Genomic DNA, 25,057 nt, shown 5'->3' on the forward strand with positions numbered 1-25,057 from the left:
CTATTCAAAAAACTGGGTAAGTGCAACTGTGACTGCAGAAGCAACTTGCTTTCGGTAGTGATAGCTACTAATTTGTTTAAAATCGTTGCTGGTGTTGATATAGCCGCCCTCAATTAACAATGCGGGTTGCGTATTGTCACGAATCACTTCGAAGTCCCCAAATTGGACACCTCGATTATTTAAACTGATTTTTGATTTTAGCTGGCTATTCACTAATTCGGCGAGCCTTAATGACGTTTTTTTGTGGTAGTAGTAAGTGGTATCACCGGAACCAGAGTTGTTTTCTGGTGCAGAATCATAATGAAAGCTGATAAAGGCATTTGCTTTGTGTTTATTGGCCATAGTTGCTCGAGCTGCCAGACTTACGTATTCATCGGTTGATCTTGTCATCAAAACACGTGCGCCTTTTGCCTCAAGTGATTTTTGTACAAGTTTGGCTGTTTTTAAAGTGTAAGTCTTTTCTTCATGTTTTTGATTAATTCCTAGAGCACCAGAGTCATTGCCACCGTGACCAGGATCTAACACAATAGTTGCTTCGGAAAGATTGGTGGCCTTACTGAAATTAAATTTGCGGTTGGTCAGCCAGCTGGGAATCCAGCCGAAATGATCGTCATTATAGCGAACACGTAGCCAACCACTTTTCTTCTTTAAAACAGTGACCCGTTTTCCTGAATTAACTATTCCAGATTTGGAATATGAAAGGGCTGGTCCGGTGCGAACCACCACATTATCTAAACTAACACGCACTGTTTTATCAGAAAAGAGCGTATATGTCAGAAAAAATGTGGCAATTAAAAAAATTAAAATGATGCTTAGTTGAAGTCGATTTTGCTTGATTAGATTGCGAAACTTAGTGGTCATAATTTATACTCCGTATTTCAGATTCTTTTCATTATTATATACCAGATGACGCGAAAATTGCGATATTTCTCTTTGAACCCTTGACAGCGAACCGATAGTTTAGTAATTTTAATGGTAGTTTAATATTAAAACCAGAGACAAAGAATAGTAAGCAGTCTCCTTTTTCAGAGAACCCAGAATTGCTGTGAGTGGGTATTTGGATCTGCTAAAGACACTTTCGAGGTGAGTCTGATATTCAGACTCCGTTGTAAGACGTTATCTAGATGAGTATTTAATTAAGGTGGTACCGCGCCTAAGCGCCCTTGTATAAAAACAAGGGCGTTTTTTATTGTTTTTAGAATTTTTTAAGATCTATAGGAGGGTTTACTATGAAATATCAACGTCCAAAAGGGACGGCCGACATTTTACCTGAAGAGGCTGTTGCTTGGAGTTACATTGAAGATGTTGCAAAAAAATTGTTTGCAAATTATCGATTTAACGAAATTCGTACCCCAATGTTTGAAAATTTTGAAGTTTTTTCTCGAAGTGCTGGTGATACATCTGATATTGTGACAAAGGAAATGTATGATTTTCACGATAAAGGGGATCGACACATCACCCTTCGTCCTGAAGGAACTGCTGGTGTTGTGCGAGCTTTTGTTGAAAATAAGCTTTATGGTCCGGAACAAATTAAGCCAGTTAAACTTTACTACATGGGACCAATGTTTCGATATGAGCGACCACAATCAGGTCGACTTCGTGAATTTCATCAAATTGGTGTAGAGGCATTTGGTAGTGAAAGTCCTAATTTAGATGTTGAAGTCATTTCGATGGGCATGCATTTATTGAAAAAATTGGGAATTAAAAATCTCAAACTTGTGATTAATACTTTGGGTGATCAAGAAACTAGGAAAGCTTATCGAGCAGCATTGATTGCTTATCTAGAACCTCATTTTGATGAATTAAGTGATGATTCCAAGGAACGTTTGCACCGGAATCCTTTACGAGTACTAGATAGCAAGGATAAGAATGACCAAAAATTAGTTGCTGATGCGCCTTCCATTTTGGATTATTTGAGTGAAGATTCAAAAAAACATTTTGAAACTGTTAAACAACTTTTAGATGACTTAGATATGCCCTATGAAGTAGATGCATCCATGGTGCGCGGACTAGATTATTATAATCACACGATTTTTGAAATTATGGCGCATGATAAGGCGCTAGGAGATGGCGACGTTACAGTTTGTGCTGGTGGCCGGTATAATGGCCTAGTTGAAGAATTGGGAGGCCCAGAGACGCCAGGAATTGGTTTTGGGCTAGGTGTTGAGCGACTTTTATTATTGATGCAGGCTCAAAAGGCAGCATTGCCGGAAACTAACTCATTAGATGTTTATGTTGTGGGAATTGGTGATGAGACAAAGGCTGAAACCTTAAAAATAGTTGAGGCTGTTCGTGAAAATGGCTTTAGTGCTGATCAAGATTATCTCGATCGAAAACCTAAAGCACAGTTTAAAACAGCTAATCGGCTGAATGCCAAAATTGTGATGACAATTGGAAACGACGAGTTGGCTAATCAAGTGGTAAATTTAAAGGTCATGGCCACGGGTGATGAGCACCAAGTCAAACTTGAAGATGTGTATAAAAATTTTCCAAAACTATTTGGCAAATTCTTAGAGAAATAGGAGATAGGTAATATGAAACGCACAACATATGCTGGTTTAGTGAATAAACAATATTTGAACCAAGCCGTTGTTTTAAAAGGTTGGGTTCAGAAGCGACGTGATCTGGGTAATTTAATTTTTATTGATTTACGTGATCGTGAAGGAATCGTTCAGTTAGTTTTCAGTAAGGAATTTTCTAAAACGGCTTTAGATGTCGCTGATGAGCTACGTAGCGAATACGTCATTGAAATTAACGGGAAAGTTGTTCCAAGATCAGAAAAAGAAATTAATCCGAACATGAAAACTGGGGAAGTCGAAGTTGAGGTCCATGAAGCAAAGATTTTAAATAAGGCGAAAACACCACCATTTTACATTCAAGACAATATCAACGTTTCTGATGAATTACGTCTTAAATATCGATACCTTGACTTACGACGCCCTGAAATGCAAAAGGGCCTGATGATTCGTAATCGTATCACCCAAGCTGTTCATAGCTACTTTGATGAAAACGGGTTTATTGACATTGAAACGCCAGATTTAACGAAATCAACGCCTGAAGGAGCCCGTGATTATTTAGTTCCTTCAAGACTTTATCCTGGGCATTTCTATGCTTTGCCACAGTCACCACAATTATTTAAGCAGTTGTTAATGGGGGCAGGTTTTGATCGCTATTATCAAATTGCACGTTGTTTCCGTGATGAAGATTTACGCGGGGACCGTCAACCTGAGTTTACCCAAATCGATATGGAAACTAGTTTTCTAGATGCAGAAGAGATTCAAGATTTGACCGAAGGCTTAATTGCTAAAGTCATGAAAGACACCTTAGATATTGACGTTAAATTACCTTTTGACCGAATTAGTTGGAATGAATCTATGGCCCGCTTTGGAACGGATCAACCTGACGTTCGTTTTGGAATGGAATTAAAGGATCTTTCTGACATTATGAAAGATTCCGAATTCAAAGTCTTTTCAGGGGCTGTTGCGAATGGTGGACAAGTTAAAGCAATTGCGGTTCCTGGTGGCGCTGACTTATATTCTCGCAAGGCAATTGACAAGTACACCGAATATATTAAACGGTTTGGCGCAAAGGGGTTAGCTTGGCTGAAAGTTACAGATGATAGTTTTTCAGGCCCCATTGCTAAATTCTTTAAAAATGATGCGATTCGGGAACAGATTTTAAATGCCACCGAAGCTAAGAATGGTGATTTACTATTATTTGTTGCTGACCGTATCAAAGTTGTGGCAGATACTTTGGCATATTTGCGGGTTACAATTGCAAAAGAGCAGAATATGATTCCAGACGACAAATTTGCCTATCTGTGGGTCGTAGACTGGCCATTGTTTGAATATGACGAAGGGGATGGACGTTGGGTTCCTGCGCACCATCCATTCACGATGCCAAATGAAGAAGATGTACACTATCTAATGAACGATGATGAAGATCCTCATAAAGCGCATGCACAAAGCTATGACATTATTTTAAATGGTTTGGAACTTGGTGGTGGATCAATTCGTATTCATGATCGCAAACTTCAAGGCCGCATGCTGAAAGCCTTAGGATTTACCAAAGAGCGGGCTGAAAAGAGTTTTGGTTATCTCTTGGATGCGTTGGATACTGGTTTTCCACCACATGGTGGCCTTGCAATTGGTTTGGATCGTTTTGCACGTTTGCTAGCTAAACGTGATAATATTCGCGATGTTATTGCCTTTCCTAAGAATTCAAAAGCCGTTGAGCCAATGACTTCTGCACCACGACCAGTAGCTGAGAAACAACTACAAGAATTACATCTATTTTCAGTAAATGAAAATGATGAAAATAACGAAAATAAATAGATTATAAATTTTGATCAGCTGAGTAATGCTTAAGATTACCAGCTGATTTTAATTATTTAATCAAAAAATCAGAAAACAAAAGTGGGTTATGATACTATATAAGCTGAATGTAGCTTGAAGTTAATTTTGTAAAAATGGAGATGTTGAATAATGAGTAAAGAAGAAACAGCAATTTTTGCGGGTGGATGTTTTTGGTGCATGGTTCAACCATTTGACTCGTTGCTAGGCATTAAAAAGGTAGTTTCTGGTTATACAGGTGGTCACACTGTGAATCCCACCTATGAAGAGGTTAGTTCGCATACAACTGGCCATACTGAGGCAGTTAAGATTACATTTGATCCTGAAATTATGTCTTATCAACAGTTAGTTCAAATTTACTGGCAACAAACAGATCCAACCGATGCTATGGGCCAATTTCAAGATCGGGGAGATAATTATCGACCAGTTATCTTTGTGAATAGTCCAGAGCAACGCCGAATTGCAGAACAATCACGGGATGCACTTGCAGTAAGTGAACAGTTTGACGATCCAATTGTGACCAAAATTGAAGATGTGGCTCCATTTTATCCTGCAGAAGATTATCATCAGGATTTCTATCGAAAAAATCCTGAAAGATACGCACAGGAAGAGGCTGGTGGCCGAGACACTTTCAAAAAAGCTCATTGGGAAAAGGAGAATTAATGACTTTTCATGGATAAACAGTTTAAAAAGATTGCCAAACGACATCAATACACTGCCTTAGCTGGAACTGCTTTTATTTATGCAATTTTAGTTTCAATCGCGATGAACTTCTTTTGGACCCCAGGTAAGATCTATGCTTCAGGAATTACCGGTTTTGCGCAGTTAGTTTCGACACTAAGTGGTCGCTATCTGCCTTTTAGTCTATCGACAGCGCTTATGCTTTTTGTCTTAAACGTTCCGCTGTTTTTCTTAGCATGGGCTCAGATTGGTCATCGATTCACTTTATTTACGATTTTATCGGTTGGTCTTGCAAGTATTATGATTAAAGTGTTGCATCCCATGACGTTGACTACGGATCCAATCATTTGCGCTATTTTTGGTGGAGCAGTAAACGGTTATGGTACAGGGCTAGCCTTAAAAAACGGACTGTCAACTGGTGGTCTAGATATTTTAGGAATGGTTTTACGAAAACGAACAGGAAAAAGTATTGGGACCATTAATATGGTGTTTAATGCATTTATTGTTTGTGCAGCAGGATACGTTTATGGTTGGCCATACGCATTTTATTCCGCCATTGGTTTAATTGTAAATGCCAAAATTATGGACATGACGTATACTAGGCAACAACGCATGCAAGTGATGATTGTCACGGATAGGCCGAAGAGCGTGATTGATAGTGTGCAAAACCATATTCGGCGAGGTATTACAATTGTTCACGGAGCTGAAGGTGCCTACAATCATCATCAAAAAACCATCCTGTTTACTATTATTTCACGGTATGAAATGAGTGAACTGGAAATGGCGATGAAGGAGTCAGACCCGAAAGCGTTTGTAAGCATTTCTGGGAGTGTCAAAATTTTAGGGCATTTCTATGAGCCGTCACTATAAATCAAGGAGCAAGCGAAATGAAGAATATTTATATGTTTCTCGTTCGACTATGTTCGCTATTATTTGCTGGGCAAAGAAAAACACAAGTCACTTATTTAATGAGTTTTGGAAATAATAATGAGTTTGTTAGCCGTTTAGCAGAACGAATTGCACCACTAAAACTGAATGTCTATTATCAGCATGAGGTTGAAAACGATGTTCAAGAATTAAAAACTATTAAAACCATTCAATTAACGGAATTCGATAATGGCTCTTTTGTATTTTTTAAGTTAATCCCTCAATTAATGCGTAGTAAGTTAATTTTAATTGATAATTACTATCCTTTTATGGGAGGAATTATCAAAACAAAACGGATGCGAGTGTCACAGTTATGGCATGCAAATGGGGCTATTAAAGAATTCGGATTCAGTGATCCCTCAACTGAACGACGACGTCCATCAGCGCAAGTCCGATTTCAACGGGTTTACGATGTGATGGATGATATTTTCGTTGGTTCTCAAAAAATGGCTGATATTTTTCAAATAAATTATCGTCTAGATGGTCATCAAATGCGCAAATTGGGTTACCCAAGATCAGATAAATTTAGTGATAAAAATTGGGTTACTCAAGCAAGAGATAAATTTTTTACCCGTTACCCTGAACTAAAGGACAAGCGTTTGATTTTATATGCGCCGACCTATCGGAAGGGAGTCAAATTTTCTTTTGCTCCGGGATTTGAAAATCTGAAATTACCAAAAAATACCGTTTTAATTTTACGGTTGCATCCTCATTTACAGGATTTGGAAAAGCAATGGGAGCAAAAAGAATCTTTTATTACTTCAATTGATCCAAAAATCTCAACAGATGAGTTATTAACGGTTACCGATACACTTGTCACGGATTACTCGTCTATTTTATTTGATTATACTTTGCTTGATAATGCGCATAATATTGGGTTGTTTACCTTTGACCAAAACGATTTTGAAAAGAAAGTTGGTTTACAAAGGGATTTTTCTGATGACTTTCATGCCATTATGATTACTAGTGTTGATCAACTTTCACGTTTTTTTGCAAATCCAGAAGACCAAAAAAGTATTATTATGGCAATTAATGAAACGTGGAATCAATATAATGATGGTAAGGGTACGGAACGAATAATTGATTTTTTGATGAAACGGAGTGGCTTTTAAATGTTTCATATGATTGGACAACTCATCAAAGTTCTAATCCGCTACTTTTTGATATTAATCAATGACTGTCTTATTTGTTTGCCTATTAAACGCCACTTAATTATTTTTGAAAGTTTTAATGGGCAAGATGTTAGTGATAATCCTGCAGCAATCTATCAAGAATTAGTTTTGACCCATCCAGAGTATGCACCTTCCTTGTTTTTTGGCATTAAGGGTCGACGTTTTGAAGAAGTAAAAAGAACATATCCAGAAATTCAGATACTAAAACGTTGGTCGTTTAAATGGATATGGACTGTTGCACGTGCGGAATACTGGGTGTTTAATTCACGCATGCCATTGTGGTGGCATAAGAATCGGGGAACTACATATGTGCAAACCTGGCACGGAACACCGTTAAAAAAATTAGGTGTGGATATTGAAAATGTGGAGATTCCTGGGACAACCACAACAGAATATCATGCAGCCTTTAAAAAAGAATCAGCACGTTGGGATTATTTGATTGCTCCTAATTCTTATTCAGAAGCCATTTTCAAACGTGCATTTGGCTTTAATAATAAATTTATCCGATCGGGGTACCCGCGTAATGATGTGTTGTATTTAGATAATAATTTAGACACTATTCGTCATTTAAAACTTAAAATTCTTGGTGATAGTGATGCTAAAGTAGTTTTGTACGCGCCAACTTGGCGGGATGATGAGTTTATTTATAAGGGACGCTATCGTTTTGATTTACCGTTTGATTTAAAAAAGTTTTTTTCGCTAGTTTCACGTGATACAATTCTGATTATTCGACCTCATTATTTGGTTAAAGATCATATTGATATTCGTGGATTTGAAAAACGTGTGAGAATTTTAGCTGATACTGACATTAATCAACTTTATTTGATTAGTGATTTGCTTATTACCGATTACTCATCAGTTATGTTTGATTTTGCCAACTTGCATCGACCAATGCTCTTTTTCCCTTATGATTTAGATCACTATGCAGGTAAACTACGAGGTTTTTATTTTAATTATTTAGAAGAATGTCCTGGCCCAATTGTGACCACGTCAACGGAATTTTATAAACAACTCTCGGTGTTTGACTTTGAGGGGACGTTTGCCAACTATGACCGTCAGTTTAATGAGTTTCAGAAGAAATTTACAAGTTGGGAAAAAGGAACCGCTGCAAAACAAGTTATTAAAGCGATTGGAATTTACGAGGAGGAATAAGGCATGTTATTAGGATCTCACGTAAGTATGAAAGCACCTAAAATGTTTTTGGGTTCAGTAGAAAATGCAATTGCTTATAAAGCGAATACGTTTATGATTTATACAGGTGCTCCGCAGAATACGAGGCGCAAACCGATTGAAGAGCTTCGGATCTCTGAGGGTCAAAAGCTCATGCAGCAAAACTCGCTAAGCAACTTGATCATTCATGCACCTTATATTGTGAATTTAGGAAACACAAAAAAGCCGGAAAGTTTCGAGTTTGGGGTCAATTTTTTAAAGAATGAAATCAAACGGGCGGATGCCTTGGGTGCGAGTGAAATTGTTTTACATCCAGGAGCCCATGTGGGAGCTGGGCCACAGGCTGCAATTGATCAGATTGTGCAGGGATTAAATGAAATCCTGTCTGAAGATCAACATGTTCAGATTGCAATCGAAACGATGGCCGGAAAAGGGACTGAGGTCGGGAAAACTTTTGAAGAGATTGCTGAAATCGTTAAAAGAGTAAAGTTGCAGGATAAGATTGCTGTCTGTTTTGATACCTGTCATACGAGTGATGCAGGTTATGGGATTCGAGATCACTTTGACGACGTTCTTGAAGAGTTCGACCAAAAAGTTGGTTTGAACTATTTAAAGGTTATCCATTTGAATGATTCCAAAAATCCGCAGGGGAGTCATAAAGATCGGCATGCAGATATTGGTCTGGGCACAATTGGATTTAAAACGCTGAATAAAATAGTCCACCATCCTCAACTCACGGCGGTTCCAAAGATTATGGAAACTCCGTGGATTCCAGATCCTAATGATGTTAAACAAAAATATGCGCCGTATGGTTATGAAATTGCCATGCTGAGAGCAGAAAAGTTTAATCCTGATTTAGTTTCCGATGTACTTGAACAAACTGAATTTGATGCGTTTTTAAAGTAAATTAAAAAAACAAAACAAAGTCGGCAAAAACATAGTTTGTAATAATCCCTTTATGGTTGTCAGATGAAATAATATAATTCATCTAATAACTATGGAGGGATATTTGTATGCCCAGAGCTAAGTATACAGAACTTGAAAAGTTAACCTTGCTTGAGCAATTCAGGCAATCAAAAATGTCTAGTGAGGCCTTTTCGAGAGAACATAATGTTAATGGTAATGTTTTTAGAACGTGGTTAAAACGTTATGAGCGTGATGGTTTTGAGGGATTAAAAGAAGCACGTCAGAATAAACATTATTCACAGAAATTAAAGTTAGAGGCAATTCACACGTATTCAAATGGTGACTATTCGCTTGCAGAAGTGGCTCTTAAATTTGGTTTACGTTCAACAAGTCAATTAGTAAACTGGATTTCCAGGTATAATGAGGACAAAACGGTGACGATGTCACCATCTAGAAAGTTGGTCCTCACTATGGGTAGAAAAACTACTGTTGAAGAACGAATTGCAGTTGTAGAGTATGTAACCAAAGATAAACATAGTTATAGCGAAGCTGCCACTCATTTTCAGGTTTCCTATCAACAAGCACGTTCTTGGGTGCTTAAGGCTCATGAAAGAGGCTATGAATTCCTCGTAGATAATCGTGGTCATCACAAAAAACAAGCAGCACTTACAGATTTGGATAAGGCTAATTTACGAATTCGTGAGTTAGAATCGCAATTAAAAGACAAAGAACTTTATGAGGCCTTCATAAAAAAATTTCAGGAACTACGGTACAAGGGGTGAAAAAACAGCATCAACTGGCTTACCAGGCAATTAAGGACGTCAGTAAAGGTCATCATGGAGCAATCACAAAGCTACTGGTAATTATCGGCGTCAGCCGACAAGCATACAACAAAGGACTCAAACGCCAAGAAACTGTTTGGGAATTACGGGATCAACGACTTAAAGAACGAGCACAATACTGGTTTGATTTTCATCATCAAGGAATTGGAGCTGGTAATTTATTGGAAAATTTACGCCAAGATGAACAAATTAACTTCCCAGTTACATTTAAGCAGGTCCGTCGAGTAATGCGTGAACTAGATATTCATTGTCAGATTCGCAAGAAAAAACATAACCGTGTAAAGCAATCGGAACAGTATATTCAGGACAACGTATTGAATCGAAAATTTAAAGTGACAGCGCCCAATCAAGTCTGGCTTTCTGACTCAACAGAGTTGTCATATGGTATTAACGGTGAATACAAGGTGCGCCTGAGCGGCGTTTTGGATCTTTATGGTCGGCGACTTTTGGCCTATAATCTCAGCATTACGGAAACAAGTGCCGCAGAAATTCAAGTTTTTCAACGGGCTTTTACTCAAGCAGGCGATGTGCATCCAATGGTGCATACAGACCGAGGCACGGCATATACCTCGAAATCGTTTAACCAATTTATGGATCAATTCCAGGTCAGACGTAGTATGTCACGGCCTGGCACGCCCTATGATAACGCACCAATGGAGCGTTGGTGGAATGAATTTAAGCTACGCTGGATGGATCGTCACCCAATGGCGAAAACCTATCCAGAACTTGTGAGCTTAGTTGAAGAAGGAATCATCTACTTTAATCACCACAACCGTTCAGCACAAAGAAATGGCCTCACCCCAGATGAATACTGGAATGAAGCCATTTAGATACATGTTAAAATTTATATTATTTCATTTGTCAACTTGACAGGGCCTAGTACAGTTTTTGCCGACTTTGTCTTGTTTTATTCACTCTTTTTGTAAAATTCTTATTCTTCGCTTACATCCACATCGAGACTTTCCATAATTAATGTTGCAGTTTCCTCAATGGATTTATTAGAAGTTTTGATGACTAAACATCCCAAACGTTTGAAGATTTCATCAGCGTAATCTAACTCGAGTTTGATTCCTTCCGTGTTAGAGTATGAAGAATCTGGATTTAAACCATAAGAAATCATTCGTTGCCGTCGAATATCATTTAAAACTTCTGGCGTTGTAGTTAAACCGAAGATTTTTTTAGGATCAACTTTCCAAATTTCATCAGGAATTGCAGCTTGTGGTACAAGTGGTAGATTGGCAACTTTAAATCCTTTATTAGCTAAGTAAAGAGAAAGTGGTGTTTTTGAAGTCCGAGAAACACCAAGAAGCACAATATCAGCCTTTAAGAAGCCAGTCGGATCTTTACCATCATCATAGGTTACGGCAAATTCCATTGCAGCAATTTTGTCAAAGTAGCCTTCATCTAAACTATGCACAGTCCCAGGTTTATTACCTGCTTTTTGACCTGTTTGTTGTTTAAAAAGCGAAATTGCAGGGGTTAAAACATCATAATACAAGATTTTGGCTTGCTCACATTGATCTTTTGCAAACTTATTTAGTTCTGGATTAACAAATGTAGAAAATACCATGGCTTTTTGACGTTTTGCACGTTTCAAAATGCCATCGAGTAAAGACGTTGTCTGTGTAAACGGATAACGATCAAATTCAAATTTTTCATTTGGAAATTGAGCAGAAGCAGCCTTGGCTACAGAATCTGCAGTTTCTCCAACTGAATCAGAAATTATAAATACTTTTGTTGACATAATCAATCACCCTCATCCTTTTAAGTTAAGTCTACCATACAGGGACGGGAATGAAAACGGTTTTATGAACTTTCAAATGAATTTTAAAAAACCGCAATTGTTTTGTTGACGTAAAAATCTATGTTATGTATAATAATAAAGAACACAGATTTAATTCAATAAGTTTGTCGTTACTTTAGAGCTCGGAGGGAGGGATTCAAAATGTCAAAAACATTCGTTCGTAAAAACGAGTCACTTGATGACGCTCTTCGCCGCTTTAAACGTACAGTTTCTAAATCAGGTACTTTACAAGAATATCGTAAACGTGAATTCTACGAAAAGCCAAGTGTAAAACGCAAGTTAAAATCAGAAGCTGCAAGAAAACGCAAGAACAAGAAACGCTTCTAATTTTTAATGCTCCTGAAAAATCAGGAGCTTTTTTTGTATCATAAACTTTGATAAGGGGATATACTGATGAGCCTAGTACAAACAATTACAGACGATATGAAAACAGCAATGAAAGCCAGAGACAAGGATACTTTAAGTGTTATTCGAATGATTAAAGCGGCGTTGATGAATGAAAAGGTTAAGGTAAACCACGAATTGAGTGACGAAGAAGCTCAAACGGTTATTGCTCGTGAATATAAACAGCGTAAAGAATCTATTGAAGAGTTTAAAAAAGGTAACCGTGACGATTTAGTTAAAGGCACGGAAGCCGAACTCAAAATTGTTGGGAAATATATGCCTCAGCAATTAAGCAAAGAAGAAATTGAAAAAATTGTTGCAGATACGATTGCTTCGGTTGGGGCAAGCAGCACCTCTGATTTTGGTAAAGTAATGGGTGCTGTAATGCCTAAGGTTAAAGGCAAAGCAGATGGTAAGTTGGTTAATCAGGCAGTAAAGAGTCAACTTAGCTAGAACCGTAGCAAAATAAACATTAATTAAGGAGCAAATACCACTTGGCTGAACAAAAAACAGTTGAAAAGGAATTTCTGTTATCAAATCCAAGCGAAGAAATGTCGCTTCTTGGTAACCAAGATAAATTTGTGCAAATTCTTGAAGAAGGCATGCAGGTCTCAATCCATCCGTTTGGAGAAAAAATCACCATTTCAGGTGAAGAGGAGCCAGTTAAACGAACAGTAAACGTGTTCAAAAATCTTTTGTCACTTGTTAAACAAGGCATTCAGTTGAACAGTGCAGACGTTGTCAGTGCAATGAAAATGGCTGATAAAGGTACTTTGAACTATTTTCAAGATATGTATAAGGAAACCCTAATTAAGGATAATAAGGGCAAAGCAGTAAGGGTTAAAAACTATGGTCAAAGACAGTACGTTGATTCTGTTAAACGAAACGACGTCACTTTCGGAATTGGCCCGGCAGGAACTGGGAAAACATATTTAGCAGTTGTGATGGCAATTGCTGCTTTAAAACGGGGCGAAGTTGATAAATTAATTTTGACCCGCCCAGCCGTTGAAGCTGGTGAAAGCCTTGGTTTTCTTCCTGGTGATCTCAAAGAAAAAGTCGATCCTTATTTACGTCCGGTTTACGATGCTCTTTATCAAATCATTGGTGCTGAACATACTACTCGATTGATTGATAGAGGTGTCATTGAAATTGCACCATTAGCATACATGCGGGGTCGAACATTGGATAATGCTTTTGTTATTCTTGATGAAGCACAAAATACAACCAGTGCACAAATGAAAATGTTTTTAACTCGCTTAGGATTTGGCTCAAAAATGATTGTAAATGGGGATATCACACAAATTGACTTACCCCATGGTGTTCGTAGTGGATTAGTTGAGGTACAACGAATTCTGCAAAACGTTCGGCACATTGGATTTGTCGGTTTTGATTCAGAAGATGTTGTGCGTCATCCAGTGGTAGCAGAAATTATAAACGCTTATGAGGGACATAAATCAAATTAAAAATGGAGTCGATTTAGATTATGGATATTCAAATTTATGACCATACAAAAGAAGAACCTAAGGAAAACATTGAATTAATTCAAAACGTTTTAGAATTTGCTGGTAATTATCTGAAATTAGCAGAAAATACTGAAATGTCTGTGACTTTAATGCATAATGATGAAATTCATGAAATTAATAAAACTTATCGTCAAGTTGATCGGGCAACCGATGTTATCAGTTTTGCGATTGAAGATGATTCTGATGAAGACCCGATTATTTTAGATGACGAGTTAGCAGAAGAGATAACCCCCAACATTGGTGATCTCATGGTTTCGGTTGATAAAGTTAAAGAACAGGCAGAGTACTTGGGTCATTCTTATCAACGAGAACTTGGTTTTCTATGTGTACACGGTTTTTTACATTTAAATGGTTATGATCACATTAAGCCCGAAGATCAAAAAATTATGTTTCCTCTTCAGAAAGAAATTTTGAATGCTTATGGCCTTAAAAGATAAAAAGCAAACTGAAAAAAATCATACTTTTAAGCAATCGTTTGTCCATGCTTGGAGTGGCGTTATTCGTATTTTTCGTGAAGAACGTAACATGCGTATTCATAGTATTTGGGCGGTTATCGTTATTTTGTTTGCTTGGGGATTGCGGTTGACAGGTCCTGAATGGTACTGGATTATTGCTTGTATTGGATCCATGTTGGTGACAGAGACTTTTAATACTGTTGCTGAAAACTTGGTAGATTTAGTGACTGAAAAGACTTATAGTGAGTTAGGTAAACACATTAAGGATATGGCTGCAGGTGCAGTTTTGATTGCAGCTTGTTTTTCGGGAATTATTGGATTATGTATTTTTGTTCCCAAGATTTGGATGCTTTTAATCCATTAGAATAGGAGAAATACTTTGGAAAATTCAAACAAGAACAAAAAGTTTCATTCTGGTTTTGTTGCAATTGTTGGGCGACCTAACGTCGGAAAATCGACATTCATGAATTACGTAATTGGTCAAAAAATTGCAATCATGAGTAACGTCCCTCAAACGACACGAAATAAGATTCAGGGTATTTATACCACTGATAAAGAACAGATTATTTTCATTGATACACCTGGAATCCATAAGGCTCACAATAAATTGGGTGACTTTATGGTGCAATCTTCTTTATCCACGTTAAATGAAGTGGATGCCGTAATGTTCATGATTAGTGCTAATGAAGAACGGGGTGCGGGTGATAACTTCATCATTGAACATCTGAAACAGATTAAAAAGCCGGTTTATTTGGTTATCAACAAGATTGATCTCATTAATCCAAACAAATTACTTGAGATTATGGACGACTATAAAGATGCTGTGGATTGGAAAGAAGTGGTCCCAATTTCGGCTATCCAAGGTAACAATGTCTCCGAATTTATTGATACTTTGGCAGCAGAATTACCTGAAGGCCCTCAATACTATCCAGATGACCAAGTAACTGATCATCCGGAACGCTTCATAGCGGCGGAATTAATCCGGGAAAAAGTCCTCATGTTAACTAGACAAGAAGTTCCACATTCTGTAGCAGTAGTCATTGAAAGTTTGAAACGGCAAGACAAACGAAAAATTCATATTCAGGCTACAATTATTGTTGATCGTCCCACCCAAAAAGGGATTATCATTGGACATGGTGGGCAAATGCTAAAGAAAATCGGTACTTTAGCTCGTGAAGATATTGAAAGACTTCTTGGTGACAAAGTTTATCTTGAACTTTGGGTAAAGGTTTCCGAAGGTTGGCGTGATAAACAATCACTTTTGCAATCATATGGGTATCGGAAAGATAACTATTAAGGGTAAGTTTTAATGGCAGTACAAACAACAGCACAGTTTGAAGGCATTGTCATGTTTCGCAAAGATTATCGAGAACGTGACCAGTTGGTAAAGTTTTTTACTCGCGAATTTGGCAAAAAAATGTTTTACATTCGTGGGGCCAGAAAAAGAGGTTTTAAATTAGCAGCTGCCATTCTTCCCTTCACAAGAGGCACGTATGTGGGCTTAATTAGAGAAAAAGGCCTTTGTTATTTAAATGCAGAAAAAAAGCTCACCCAATTTGAGCAAATTAATCAAGATATTGAACGTAATGCTTATATCACGTATATTTTAAATTTAATTGATTCGGCGTTCTCAGATAATCAAGCCATTCCAGTCTGGTTTGATATGGCATCAGATGCATTAGATATGATCAATAATGGTTTTGATCCAGAAATCATTAGCCATATATTTGAACTACAACTTTTACCAACTTTTGGAGTTCAGCAAGAGTGGCAACAATGTATTGTTTGTCATCGAACGGATTTACCGCTAGATTATTCTGAAGCTTCAGGTGGGATGCTTTGTCAGAATCATTGGCACATTGATCCTAGGCGATCCCATCTTGACCGGCGCACAATCTTTTATTTGCAGCGATTAAGTTCTGTGCAACTTAAAAATATTCGTTCAATCAAAGTTCGAACGGAAACCAAGTTGAGATTAAAAGCGCTGATCGATACTATCTATCAAGATGAGGTTGGTTTGAGCTTAAAAAGCAAACATTTTATTGACACCATGAATTCATGGAATTAGGCCGTTGAACATTGACTTTAGCGCGTAATTATTCTAGTATAGAAATGAATTTAATACTGAACAATGATGAAAAGGATTTTTAAATAGACTTCAAGAGAGCTTAGGCTGGTGGAACTAAGCAGTGTGTTTAAATAATTGGCGTTTCGGAGTTCGCAAATTAAGCTGCTGACTTTTGTCAGAAGTAGGGTGGAACCGCGAATAAATCGTCCCTACGTAGATTATTTCTGCGTAGGTTTTTTTGTGTTCAAAATAAAAAAGGAGACACATAATGGTAAACAAATTAGCTGTTCAAGATATTATCCTGACCTTACAACATTATTGGTCCGACCAGGGTTGTATGTTAATGGAAGCTTATGATACTGAAAAAGGAGCAGGAACAATGAGTCCTTATACTTTCTTAAGAGCCATTGGCCCGGAGCCATGGAATGCGGCATATGTAGAGCCCTCACGTCGCCCCGCTGATGGTCGTTACGGAGAAAATCCTAATCGTCTTTATCAACATCACCAATTTCAAGTAGTGATGAAGCCTTCACCGGAAAATATTCAAGAACTCTATTTGGGCAGTTTAAAGGCCTTAGGAATTGAGCCACTGGAACATGATATTCGCTTCGTTGAAGATAACTGGGAAAACCCATCAATGGGCTGTGCCGGTGTTGGTTGGGAAGTTTGGCTTGATGGCATGGAAGTTACTCAATTTACGTATTTCCAACAAGTTGGTGGTTTAGAAGTTTCACCAGTTACTAGTGAGGTCACCTATGGATTGGAACGATTAGCTTCATATATTCAAAATGTGGACTCAGTATTTGATTTGGAATGGGGTCATGGCGTTAAATATGGTGAAATTTTCAAAGAACCCGAATATGAGCACTCAAAATATTCCTTTGAAGAAAGTAATCAGGACATGTTGTTACAACTGTTTGATGACTATGAACGTGAAGCTAAAGCCCAGATTAAAAACGGTCTGGTTCATCCTGCCTATGATTATATCTTAAAGTGTAGTCATACATTCAATTTGTTGGATGCTCGTGGCGCAGTTTCTGTAACAGAGCGGGCTGGCTATCTATCACGAATTCGTAATATGGCAAAGTCGGTTGCTAAGGCTTTTGTTCAAGAGCGCGAATCGCTTGGATTCCCACTTTTAAAAGATTCGGATCGTAAAGAGGAGGCAGAAAAATAATGACACATTCCTATTTACTTGAAATTGGTTTAGAAGAAATTCCGGCCCATGTTGTGACCCCAAGTATTGAACAGCTACAAAAACGGGTGACTGATTTTTTTGATGACGAAAGAATCACATTTGAAACCATCAAAACTTTTTCTACACCACGAAGGTTGGCAGTTTTAGTTAATGGATTAGCCGATCGCCAGGCGGATGAAGAAGAAGAAGTTAAAGGCCCAGCAAAAAAAATTGCAATGGATAAAGATGGCAATTGGTCAAAGGCTGCAATGGGCTTCACAAGAGGCCAAGGGGTCACAACTGACGACATTACGTTTAAAGAGCTTAAAGGAACCGAATATGTTTACGTCACTAAGAAGACGATTGGTCAAGATGTGGCCGATGTACTACCAAAATTAAAAACGGTTGTTGAAAAAATGACATTCCCAACCATGATGAAATGGGCAAATTATAGTTTCAAATATATTCGTCCCATTCGATGGATGGTGTCTCTTCTAGATGATCAAGTTGTGCCATTTTCAATTTTAGATGTTCAGGCAAGTAACGTTTCTCAGGGGCATCGTTTCCTTGGTAAGCCAGTGACGATTGCAAAGGCTCAGAATTATGAAGATCAGTTAAAATCAGTTTTTGTTATTGCGGATGCAACAAAAAGAAAACAATTAATTAAAGACCAAATTGACGAAATTGCCAATGAAAAGAGCTGGAATATTGAGGTTGATCCGGACTTGTTGGAAGAAGTTAATAATTTGGTTGAATGGCCAACTGCTTTTGCGGGTCATTTTGACGAAAAATATCTTGAAATTCCTGAAGAAGTTTTAATTACTTCAATGCGGGATCATCAACGCTTCTTCTATGCCCGAAATAAATCAGGTCAACTTCTACCTAATTTCATTTCAGTTCGTAACGGCAACAAGAATTATCTAGAAAATGTTGTTCGCGGGAATGAAAAAGTACTTACCGCACGTTTGGAAGATGCAGCGTTCTTCTATCATGAAGATCAAAAGCACAGTATTGATTACTACGTTGAAAAACTTAAAAAAGTTAGTTTTCACGATAAAATTGGTTCTATGTATGAAAAGATGCAACGAGTTCAAGTTATTGCCCAAGAACTTGGAAAAAATGTTGGTTTGACTGACCAAGAACTGGCTGATGTTAAACGAGCAAGTGAGATCTATAAATTTGATCTTGTTACTGGAATGGTAGGCGAGTTTCCTGAATTACAAGGCGTTATGGGTGAAAAGTATGCACTGCTTGGAAATGAAACTCCCGCGGTTGCTACAGCCATTCGGGAACATTATATGCCAGTAAGCGCTGATGGTGCTCTACCTGCTACAAAAGTAGGTGCCGTTTTAGCAATTGCTGATAAGTTTGATGATATTGGAAGTTTCTTCGCTGTTGATCTAATTCCAACTGGCTCAAATGACCCTTATGCTTTACGTCGACAGGCACTGGGCATTGTTCGCATTACGCGTGATCAAAACTGGCATTTTCCAATGCAAAGTTTGCAAAAGCAATTCCTTCAAGATTTGCGCAACCATAAAGCAACCTTTGATTTAGACTTTGACCAACATGCTTCTGATGTTCGAGAATTTATAAAGGATCGTGTTCGTCAATGGTTCTCAAATAAGAATGCGCGTTATGACATTGTCGAAGCTGTTACAAAGGGAACTAACTCCGATATTTTAAATATGTTGGATGCGGCTAAAGTGCTGGAAGCTCATAAAAATGATGCTGATTTCAAGGGAAATATCGAAGCCTTGACACGAGTTTTACGGATTTCTGAAAAGGCCAATCTTTCAAATCGTGATTTGGTTGTTGATCCTGCACTGTTTGAAAATGATTCAGAGCGTCACTTGTTTGACGCGGTTGAAGGCGTTCGTAAAGAGGCTAAAAACCGGACCCTGAATGAGAACTTTCAAGCCTTACAGAAACTGCGTCCATTAATTGAAACTTACTTTGATCAAACCATGATTATGGTTGACGACAAAAAAATTCGCAAAAATCGGTTAAATCAACTCACAATTTTAGCTAGATTAATTTTCTCAATTGGTAATTTAAAAGAATTGATTGTGAAATAGTAATTGTCAATTACTATAGGTTGAAACCACAAAAACTTATCTTGTTTCTTAATACGAAAATGTTCATAGTAACAAAATTAGATAAAATGCCGTCTTCTAGCAAATTTGGGCTGGAACGTAGTGCGAGTTCTTGCGGCCGAGCTTGCCACAAGAATCGACATCGACAGGAGCAAGAAAGATTTTCGGAACGAAAATCATCATTACTAGACGGAATAGTGCGAGTTCTTGCGGCCGGGCTTGCCACAAGAATCGACATCGACAGGAGCAAGAAAGATTTTCGGAACGAAAATCATCATTACTAGACGGAATAGTGCGAGTTCTTGCGGCCGAGCTTGCCACAAGAATCGACATCGACAGGAGCAAGAAAGATTTTCGGAACGAAAATCATCATTACTAGGCGGAATAGTGGGCACGACTTGGAGCCGCAAGCCACGTCTCCAAGCTCGGCCTTTATCTAAGCGAAACCCGCTAAGATAAAAGACACTACTGAGCCCATTTGCTTCCAGACTAAGTCTAATCTTTGCAATCAACACACTGATATAATAATTTTGATACTTTCAACCTTTAGTTAATTAAATAATCTTCATTCTGATTACGTTTTGTAGTTTAAATGAAGATTATTTTTGATAATAAATTAAGGCTTGCACTGTATGCTGTCCTATAATATTGATTAGAAAACTGGCTAAGTTTTATTAAATCGTTTTAATTGCTTTTTTTATTGCAGGGCGGTATTATTTTATATGTATCGATATCGTGGCTTAGTGTGCGCTCGAGAGGAGGAAATCGTTTTTGGCAAAGGCAATTCCAGAAGATCTTATTGATCAAATTCGAACCTCTGTGAACATTGTTGATGTGATTGGTCAATATGTTCAATTAAAAAAACAAGGAAAGAACTTTTTTGGACTTTGTCCATTTCATGAAGAAAAGACAGCGTCATTTTCGGTTTCGGAATCGAAACAAATTTTTCACTGCTTTAGTTGTGGTCGAGGAGGAAATGTGTTTAAGTTCTTAATGGAACTTAATCACATTGAGTTTCCAGCGGCCGTTAAACAAATTGCAGATTTTGCGAGCATCAAAATTCCAACTGAGTACACGGCGACAACTAATAATGCCGCTCAAAATAGTGAGCAAAACCAGCTGATTAGTTTATATGATCAAACTGCAAAGCTGTATACACATGTCTTATTGAATACTGAAATGGGACAACCAGCATTAGATTATTTGCATGGGCGAGGTTTAACTGATGAAGTCATCACTAAATTTCAACTGGGTTTTGCGCCTGGTGAGCAACTATTAAAAGAATTCTTTGATGAAAAAAAGATTGATTATCAGTTATTGCGTCAATCTGGTTTATTTATTGAAGATCAACAAGGAAATTTACGTGATCGTTTCAGGGGAAGAGTGATGTATGCCATCAAAAATCCTCAAGGTCACGTCATTGCTTTTTCTGGGAGAATTTTAAACAAAGCGGATTCTCAGGCTAAGTACATTAACAGCCCAGAAACTAAAATTTTTAGTAAAGGTAATGTCCTTTATAATTTTGATATTGCTAGATCGGCTATTCGTCAAGAAAAGCGAGCAATTTTATTTGAAGGTTTTATGGATGTTATTGCGGCTTATCAATCAGGAGTAACGAATGGCATTGCTTCCATGGGAACAAGCTTTACCAATGACCAAATTTATTTGCTTCAGCGAACAACGCCACAACTTGACATTTGTTATGATGGCGATGATCCTGGACAAGCGGCGATTAATCGTGCTCTTGATGCTTTTGGCCAAAATAGCAGACTAAAACTGAGTGTCATTGAAATTCCCGATAAACTGGACCCAGATGAGTACGTTCGTCAACATGGATTTGAGCAGTTTAAAGAAATTGTCCATTCGGCTCGTTTAACACCAACCGCTTTCAAGCTGGTCTATTTAAAACGAGATTTTAATTTAAATAATGAAGCTGATCAATTAACTTACATTGAGCGAGCGCTAAAGGAAATCAGTCAATTAGGTTCTACAGTAGAACAAGATTTATATCTCAACCAATTAGCTAAAGATTTCGGGGTTCAGGCGCAAGATCTGACGCATCAATTGCGACAAATGCGATCACAGCAAAGTGTCAATAATCATCAGCAGCAAGTTACTCAAACTCCGGCACCACCCATCAGTCGAGAATATCATCGACAACAAGTAAAGCTAGGAAAAGTTGAGATTGCGGAAGAACGATTACTGAACTATTTACTTTATGATCATAACGTTTGGCTGAAGCTTTCTGGATTGCCAGATTTTCATTTTGTGCATGAAAAATATCAAACTATCTATATGTTGGCAACCGGCTACTTCGAGAATCATGATTCTTACGATTCAGCTGCTTTCATGGACTTTGTGCACGACAATGAGCTTCAAAATGTGATTGCAGAATTAGATTTACAAGATTTGGATGTTGAAAACATTGATCAAGCTGTTAACGACTATGTTAAAGTAATCATGGCAGAGGCACCACTTAGTCAACAAATCACCTCCAAGAAAAAATCACTCGATGAAGCAAAGAAAATGGGTAACACGGAACTACAACAAAAACTAGCAATTGAGCTAATTGATTTATATCGCCAGCGCCAAGATGCTTAACACGTTCATGGGAGGACTTAACTATGGCAAAAAAAGTTACAAGCAAAACAACAACTGAAAAAAAGGCAACCACCACTAAAAAGACTGCACCAAAGAAAGCAGTTACAAAGAAAACGACAAGAAAAACAGCAGCTAAGAAATCAGTATCTGCAAAAAGTCCGGATAATGTATTTAATACTAAGGCCTACAAAAAAGAAGTTAATGCGCTGATTAAGGCAAATAAAGCTGGTAAGCAGCTTAAGTATGACGAACTCTCTGATAAAATTGCAATTCCTTTTAAATTAGATGCACGTCAAATTGATGATCTCATTCAAAAGGTTGAAGATGCTGGTATTAGCGTTGTAGACGAGAATGGTGATCCCAGTACACGTGCCTTAAAAGCTCAAAAAATTACAAAAAAAGAATTAGATGATACTAAAGCTCCAGCTGGCGTTAAGATCAATGATCCAGTTCGGATGTACCTCAAAGAAATCGGTCGCGTACCTTTGTTGACGGCTAAGCAAGAAGTTGAACTTGCTTTAAGAATCGAAAAAGGTGAAGAGAGTGCTAAACAGGAACTAGCAGAAGCAAACTTACGACTTGTTGTGTCAATCGCAAAACGCTATGTCGGTCGTGGTATGCAGTTTTTGGACTTAATCCAAGAAGGTAACATGGGCCTGATGAAGGCGGTCGAAAAGTTTGATTATCGTAAGGGATTCAAGTTTTCCACTTACGCGACTTGGTGGATTCGTCAGGCAATTACGCGTGCCATTGCTGACCAGGCACGAACAATTCGAATTCCAGTTCACATGGTTGAAACCATTAATAAGTTAATTCGAATTCAACGACAGTTACTTCAAGATCTTGGTCGGGAACCCACACCTGAAGAAATTGGTGCTGAAATGGATATGCCTACTGAAAAGGTTCGCGAAATTCTAAAGATTGCTCAAGAACCAGTTTCATTGGAAACACCAATTGGTGAAGAAGATGATTCTCATTTAGGCGACTTCATCGAAGATCAGGATGCAACTAGTCCTGCCGATCATGCAGCTTATGAATTGTTAAAAGAACAACTAGAAGGCGTTTTGGATACTTTGACTGATCGAGAAGAAAATGTCTTGCGACTGCGCTTTGGGTTAGACGATGGTCGGACGCGAACACTTGAAGAAGTTGGTAAAGTGTTTGGTGTTACGCGTGAACGTATTCGTCAGATTGAAGCAAAGGCTTTAAGAAAATTACGTCATCCTTCAAGATCAAAACAGTTGAAAGATTTCTTGGAATAATATTTATTTGGCTTATTAATTTTAGAATCCAAAGTAAAAGTACGCTTTTTACTTTGGATTCTTTTTTTAGGACAATTATTTAGGCGTGATATAATAATTTAAAAAAGAAAAAGGGTACTTTTTATGAATGCAGATAAACTTTCAAATCGTCTTCAAACCGTTGCCAATTTTATCGAGTCCGGCTCTCGAATTGCAGATATTGGTTCTGATCATGCCTATTTGCCAGTATTTTTAGCTAAAAATAAGCAAATTGAGTTTGCAATTGCGGGTGAAGTTGTCAAAGGGCCGCATGAAAATGCGACCAATGAAATTAACGAACAAGGTGTGCAAGGGGTAGTTAATTCTAGGCTTGGTGATGGATTAGAAGTCGTTTCTCCTGAAGACCACATTGACACCATTGTTATCGCTGGAATGGGTGGCACTTTAATTGCTCAAATTCTAGAAGCTGGCAAAGAAAAGCTTCAAGGGGTGACAACTTTAGTTTTGCAACCAAATGTAGGGGAGAATCGAGTTCGTAATTGGCTAATGATTCATCAGTACGAAATTACAAAAGAGCAAATTTTAAAAGAAGATCATCATATTTATGAAGTTATTGTCGCAAAAAAAACAACGGAACGTATTACTTATTCGGCAGAACAGCTTTTGTTTGGACCAAAACTGTTGCAAATTTTACCCAATCAAATTTTCCGAGAAAAATGGGAAGCGGAACTTGCTAGAGAACGGACAGCCGTACAACAAATGGAACATGCAAAAAAGGTTCCGCAAGATCGCATCGACAAGCTAAATCACAAAACGGAAATGATTAAGAAGGTACTGAAACTTGAAAATTAGAGATTTTATTGCACAACTCGAAAAATTTGCACCCAAAGAACTTGCTGAATCTGGTGATCCAATTGGCTTGCAAATTGGTAATCTAGATAATGAATTCACAAAAGTTCTTGTCACGTTAGATGTCCGTCCGGAAGTGGTTGAAGAGGCTATTGCCAAACATTGTGACTTGATTATTGCCCACCATCCGGTCATGTTTCGACCGGCACATAATTTGGACCTGGCTAATCCACAAAATAAGATGTATGCCAATATCATCAAACATAATATTACAGTTTATGCGGCGCATTCAAATTTAGACGCTGCAGAAAATGGGATGAATGACTGGTTAGCTGAGAAATTGAACTTAAACAACGTCAACCGTTTGCTTAATGGTTATACAGATAATCAAGGCAACCGATTTGGTATGGGCAGAGTCGGCGATTTATCTAAAAAAATGTCGGTATTAGAATTTGCAACAAAGATTAAACAAGTTTTTGACTTACAAGGTTTACGAATTGTATCCCAAAATCCGGGCCAGATGATTTCACGAGTTGCCGTTCTTGGCGGTGATGGTGGCAAATTTTATCCACAAGCTTTGAGCAAAAAAGCTGAAGTCTTTGTAACTGGTGACATATACTACCATACGGGTCATGATATGTTGGCCACAGGGTTAAATGCTATTGATCCAGGCCATAACATTGAAAAAATTTGCATTCCCCAGTTAGCAAGCTTATTTCGTTCGTGGAACAGTGTAAAAACTAATGGTATTGAAATTGTTGAATCCAGAGTAAATACAAACCCGTTTATTTTTATTTAAACAATTAGAA

24 protein-coding genes and 1 other annotated feature are annotated in these 25,057 nt (G+C 37.9%); of the genes, 22 read left to right on the forward strand and 2 right to left on the reverse strand.

Going from position 1 to position 25,057, the window contains the following annotated elements:
- Positions 1-861, reverse strand: a complete 861-nt coding sequence (locus tag AB3217_RS05425) for an N-acetylmuramoyl-L-alanine amidase (RefSeq protein ID WP_057782712.1) — start codon at positions 859-861, stop codon at positions 1-3.
- A 125-nt stretch (positions 862-986) separates the two neighbouring features.
- Positions 987-1,168, forward strand: a binding site (T-box leader).
- Between the two features lie 61 nt (positions 1,169-1,229).
- Between AB3217_RS05425 and hisS the strand changes: the two genes are divergently transcribed.
- From hisS to AB3217_RS05470, 9 genes are all read left to right on the forward strand, one after another.
- Entirely contained in the window at positions 1,230-2,522 is a 1,293-nt protein-coding gene (gene hisS, locus AB3217_RS05430) for a histidine--tRNA ligase (protein WP_367365780.1), read from the forward strand.
- Between the two features lie 12 nt (positions 2,523-2,534).
- On the forward strand, positions 2,535-4,334 hold the full coding sequence (gene aspS / locus AB3217_RS05435; protein ID WP_367365781.1) for an aspartate--tRNA ligase: 1,800 nt from the start codon (positions 2,535-2,537) through the stop codon (positions 4,332-4,334).
- Between the two features lie 150 nt (positions 4,335-4,484).
- Positions 4,485-5,015, forward strand: coding sequence for a peptide-methionine (S)-S-oxide reductase MsrA (msrA, locus tag AB3217_RS05440; protein WP_057782719.1), 531 nt, complete (start codon positions 4,485-4,487; stop codon positions 5,013-5,015).
- 9 nt (positions 5,016-5,024) lie between these two features.
- Entirely contained in the window at positions 5,025-5,903 is an 879-nt protein-coding gene (locus AB3217_RS05445) for a YitT family protein (protein WP_057782721.1), read from the forward strand.
- Between the two features lie 17 nt (positions 5,904-5,920).
- Positions 5,921-7,072 carry a CDP-glycerol glycerophosphotransferase family protein gene (locus tag AB3217_RS05450; protein ID WP_068804908.1) on the forward strand — a complete coding sequence of 384 codons (1,152 nt, stop codon included), beginning with the start codon at positions 5,921-5,923 and terminating at the stop codon, positions 7,070-7,072.
- Complete coding sequence (locus AB3217_RS05455) at positions 7,073-8,284, forward strand: CDP-glycerol glycerophosphotransferase family protein (RefSeq protein ID WP_068804905.1); 1,212 nt, start codon at positions 7,073-7,075, stop codon at positions 8,282-8,284.
- A 3-nt stretch (positions 8,285-8,287) separates the two neighbouring features.
- Positions 8,288-9,208 carry a deoxyribonuclease IV gene (locus tag AB3217_RS05460; protein ID WP_068804902.1) on the forward strand — a complete coding sequence of 307 codons (921 nt, stop codon included), beginning with the start codon at positions 8,288-8,290 and terminating at the stop codon, positions 9,206-9,208.
- Between the two features lie 107 nt (positions 9,209-9,315).
- Complete coding sequence (locus AB3217_RS05465) at positions 9,316-9,990, forward strand: helix-turn-helix domain-containing protein (protein WP_100078201.1); 675 nt, start codon at positions 9,316-9,318, stop codon at positions 9,988-9,990.
- Positions 9,987-10,880 (forward strand): IS3 family transposase, encoded by an 894-nt coding sequence (locus AB3217_RS05470; protein WP_087128590.1) that lies wholly within the window; start codon positions 9,987-9,989, stop codon positions 10,878-10,880. The genes AB3217_RS05465 and AB3217_RS05470 overlap by 4 nt, the downstream gene beginning before the upstream one ends.
- A 101-nt stretch (positions 10,881-10,981) precedes the next feature.
- Here AB3217_RS05470 and AB3217_RS05475 read toward each other — a convergent pair whose 3' ends face one another.
- On the reverse strand, positions 10,982-11,794 hold the full coding sequence (locus AB3217_RS05475; RefSeq protein WP_068804899.1) for a pyruvate, water dikinase regulatory protein: 813 nt from the start codon (positions 11,792-11,794) through the stop codon (positions 10,982-10,984).
- A 201-nt stretch (positions 11,795-11,995) separates the two neighbouring features.
- On the opposite strand from AB3217_RS05475, the gene rpsU reads away from it, so the two are divergent.
- From rpsU to AB3217_RS05540, 13 genes are all read left to right on the forward strand, one after another.
- On the forward strand, positions 11,996-12,181 hold the full coding sequence (gene rpsU / locus AB3217_RS05480; protein ID WP_068804896.1) for a 30S ribosomal protein S21: 186 nt from the start codon (positions 11,996-11,998) through the stop codon (positions 12,179-12,181).
- A gap of 66 nt (positions 12,182-12,247) precedes the next feature.
- Positions 12,248-12,691, forward strand: coding sequence for a GatB/YqeY domain-containing protein (locus tag AB3217_RS05485; RefSeq protein WP_057782730.1), 444 nt, complete (start codon positions 12,248-12,250; stop codon positions 12,689-12,691).
- Positions 12,692-12,732: 41 nt separating this feature from the next.
- Positions 12,733-13,701 carry a PhoH family protein gene (locus AB3217_RS05490; RefSeq protein ID WP_068804894.1) on the forward strand — a complete coding sequence of 323 codons (969 nt, stop codon included), beginning with the start codon at positions 12,733-12,735 and terminating at the stop codon, positions 13,699-13,701.
- A 20-nt stretch (positions 13,702-13,721) separates the two neighbouring features.
- A complete protein-coding gene (gene ybeY / locus AB3217_RS05495) occupies positions 13,722-14,198 on the forward strand; it encodes an rRNA maturation RNase YbeY (protein WP_057782734.1) in 477 nt (158 codons plus the stop codon).
- Complete coding sequence (locus tag AB3217_RS05500; protein ID WP_068804969.1) at positions 14,182-14,580, forward strand: diacylglycerol kinase family protein; 399 nt, start codon at positions 14,182-14,184, stop codon at positions 14,578-14,580. The genes ybeY and AB3217_RS05500 overlap by 17 nt, the downstream gene beginning before the upstream one ends.
- A 15-nt stretch (positions 14,581-14,595) precedes the next feature.
- A complete protein-coding gene (gene era, locus AB3217_RS05505) occupies positions 14,596-15,513 on the forward strand; it encodes a GTPase Era (RefSeq protein WP_057782739.1) in 918 nt (305 codons plus the stop codon).
- Positions 15,514-15,525: 12 nt separating this feature from the next.
- Positions 15,526-16,284 carry a DNA repair protein RecO gene (recO, locus tag AB3217_RS05510; protein WP_057782741.1) on the forward strand — a complete coding sequence of 253 codons (759 nt, stop codon included), beginning with the start codon at positions 15,526-15,528 and terminating at the stop codon, positions 16,282-16,284.
- A 268-nt stretch (positions 16,285-16,552) separates the two neighbouring features.
- Positions 16,553-17,461, forward strand: coding sequence for a glycine--tRNA ligase subunit alpha (gene glyQ / locus AB3217_RS05515; protein WP_057782743.1), 909 nt, complete (start codon positions 16,553-16,555; stop codon positions 17,459-17,461).
- Positions 17,461-19,539: a glycine--tRNA ligase subunit beta gene (glyS, locus tag AB3217_RS05520; RefSeq protein WP_367365782.1), complete on the forward strand. Its 2,079-nt coding sequence runs from the start codon at positions 17,461-17,463 to the stop codon at positions 19,537-19,539. The genes glyQ and glyS overlap by 1 nt, the downstream gene beginning before the upstream one ends.
- 789 nt (positions 19,540-20,328) lie before the next feature.
- Complete coding sequence (gene dnaG / locus AB3217_RS05525) at positions 20,329-22,158, forward strand: DNA primase (protein ID WP_057782253.1); 1,830 nt, start codon at positions 20,329-20,331, stop codon at positions 22,156-22,158.
- Positions 22,159-22,181: 23 nt separating this feature from the next.
- Positions 22,182-23,420: an RNA polymerase sigma factor RpoD gene (rpoD, locus tag AB3217_RS05530; protein WP_084254215.1), complete on the forward strand. Its 1,239-nt coding sequence runs from the start codon at positions 22,182-22,184 to the stop codon at positions 23,418-23,420.
- Between the two features lie 123 nt (positions 23,421-23,543).
- On the forward strand, positions 23,544-24,251 hold the full coding sequence (locus tag AB3217_RS05535) for a class I SAM-dependent methyltransferase (RefSeq protein WP_057782255.1): 708 nt from the start codon (positions 23,544-23,546) through the stop codon (positions 24,249-24,251).
- Positions 24,241-25,047 (forward strand): Nif3-like dinuclear metal center hexameric protein, encoded by an 807-nt coding sequence (locus tag AB3217_RS05540; protein ID WP_057782257.1) that lies wholly within the window; start codon positions 24,241-24,243, stop codon positions 25,045-25,047. Before AB3217_RS05535 ends, AB3217_RS05540 begins: the two co-directional genes overlap by 11 nt.
- The last annotated feature ends 10 nt before the right edge of the window (positions 25,048-25,057 follow it).

Source organism: Pediococcus parvulus, assembly GCF_964063155.1.
Taxonomy (GTDB): domain Bacteria; phylum Bacillota; class Bacilli; order Lactobacillales; family Lactobacillaceae; genus Pediococcus; species Pediococcus parvulus.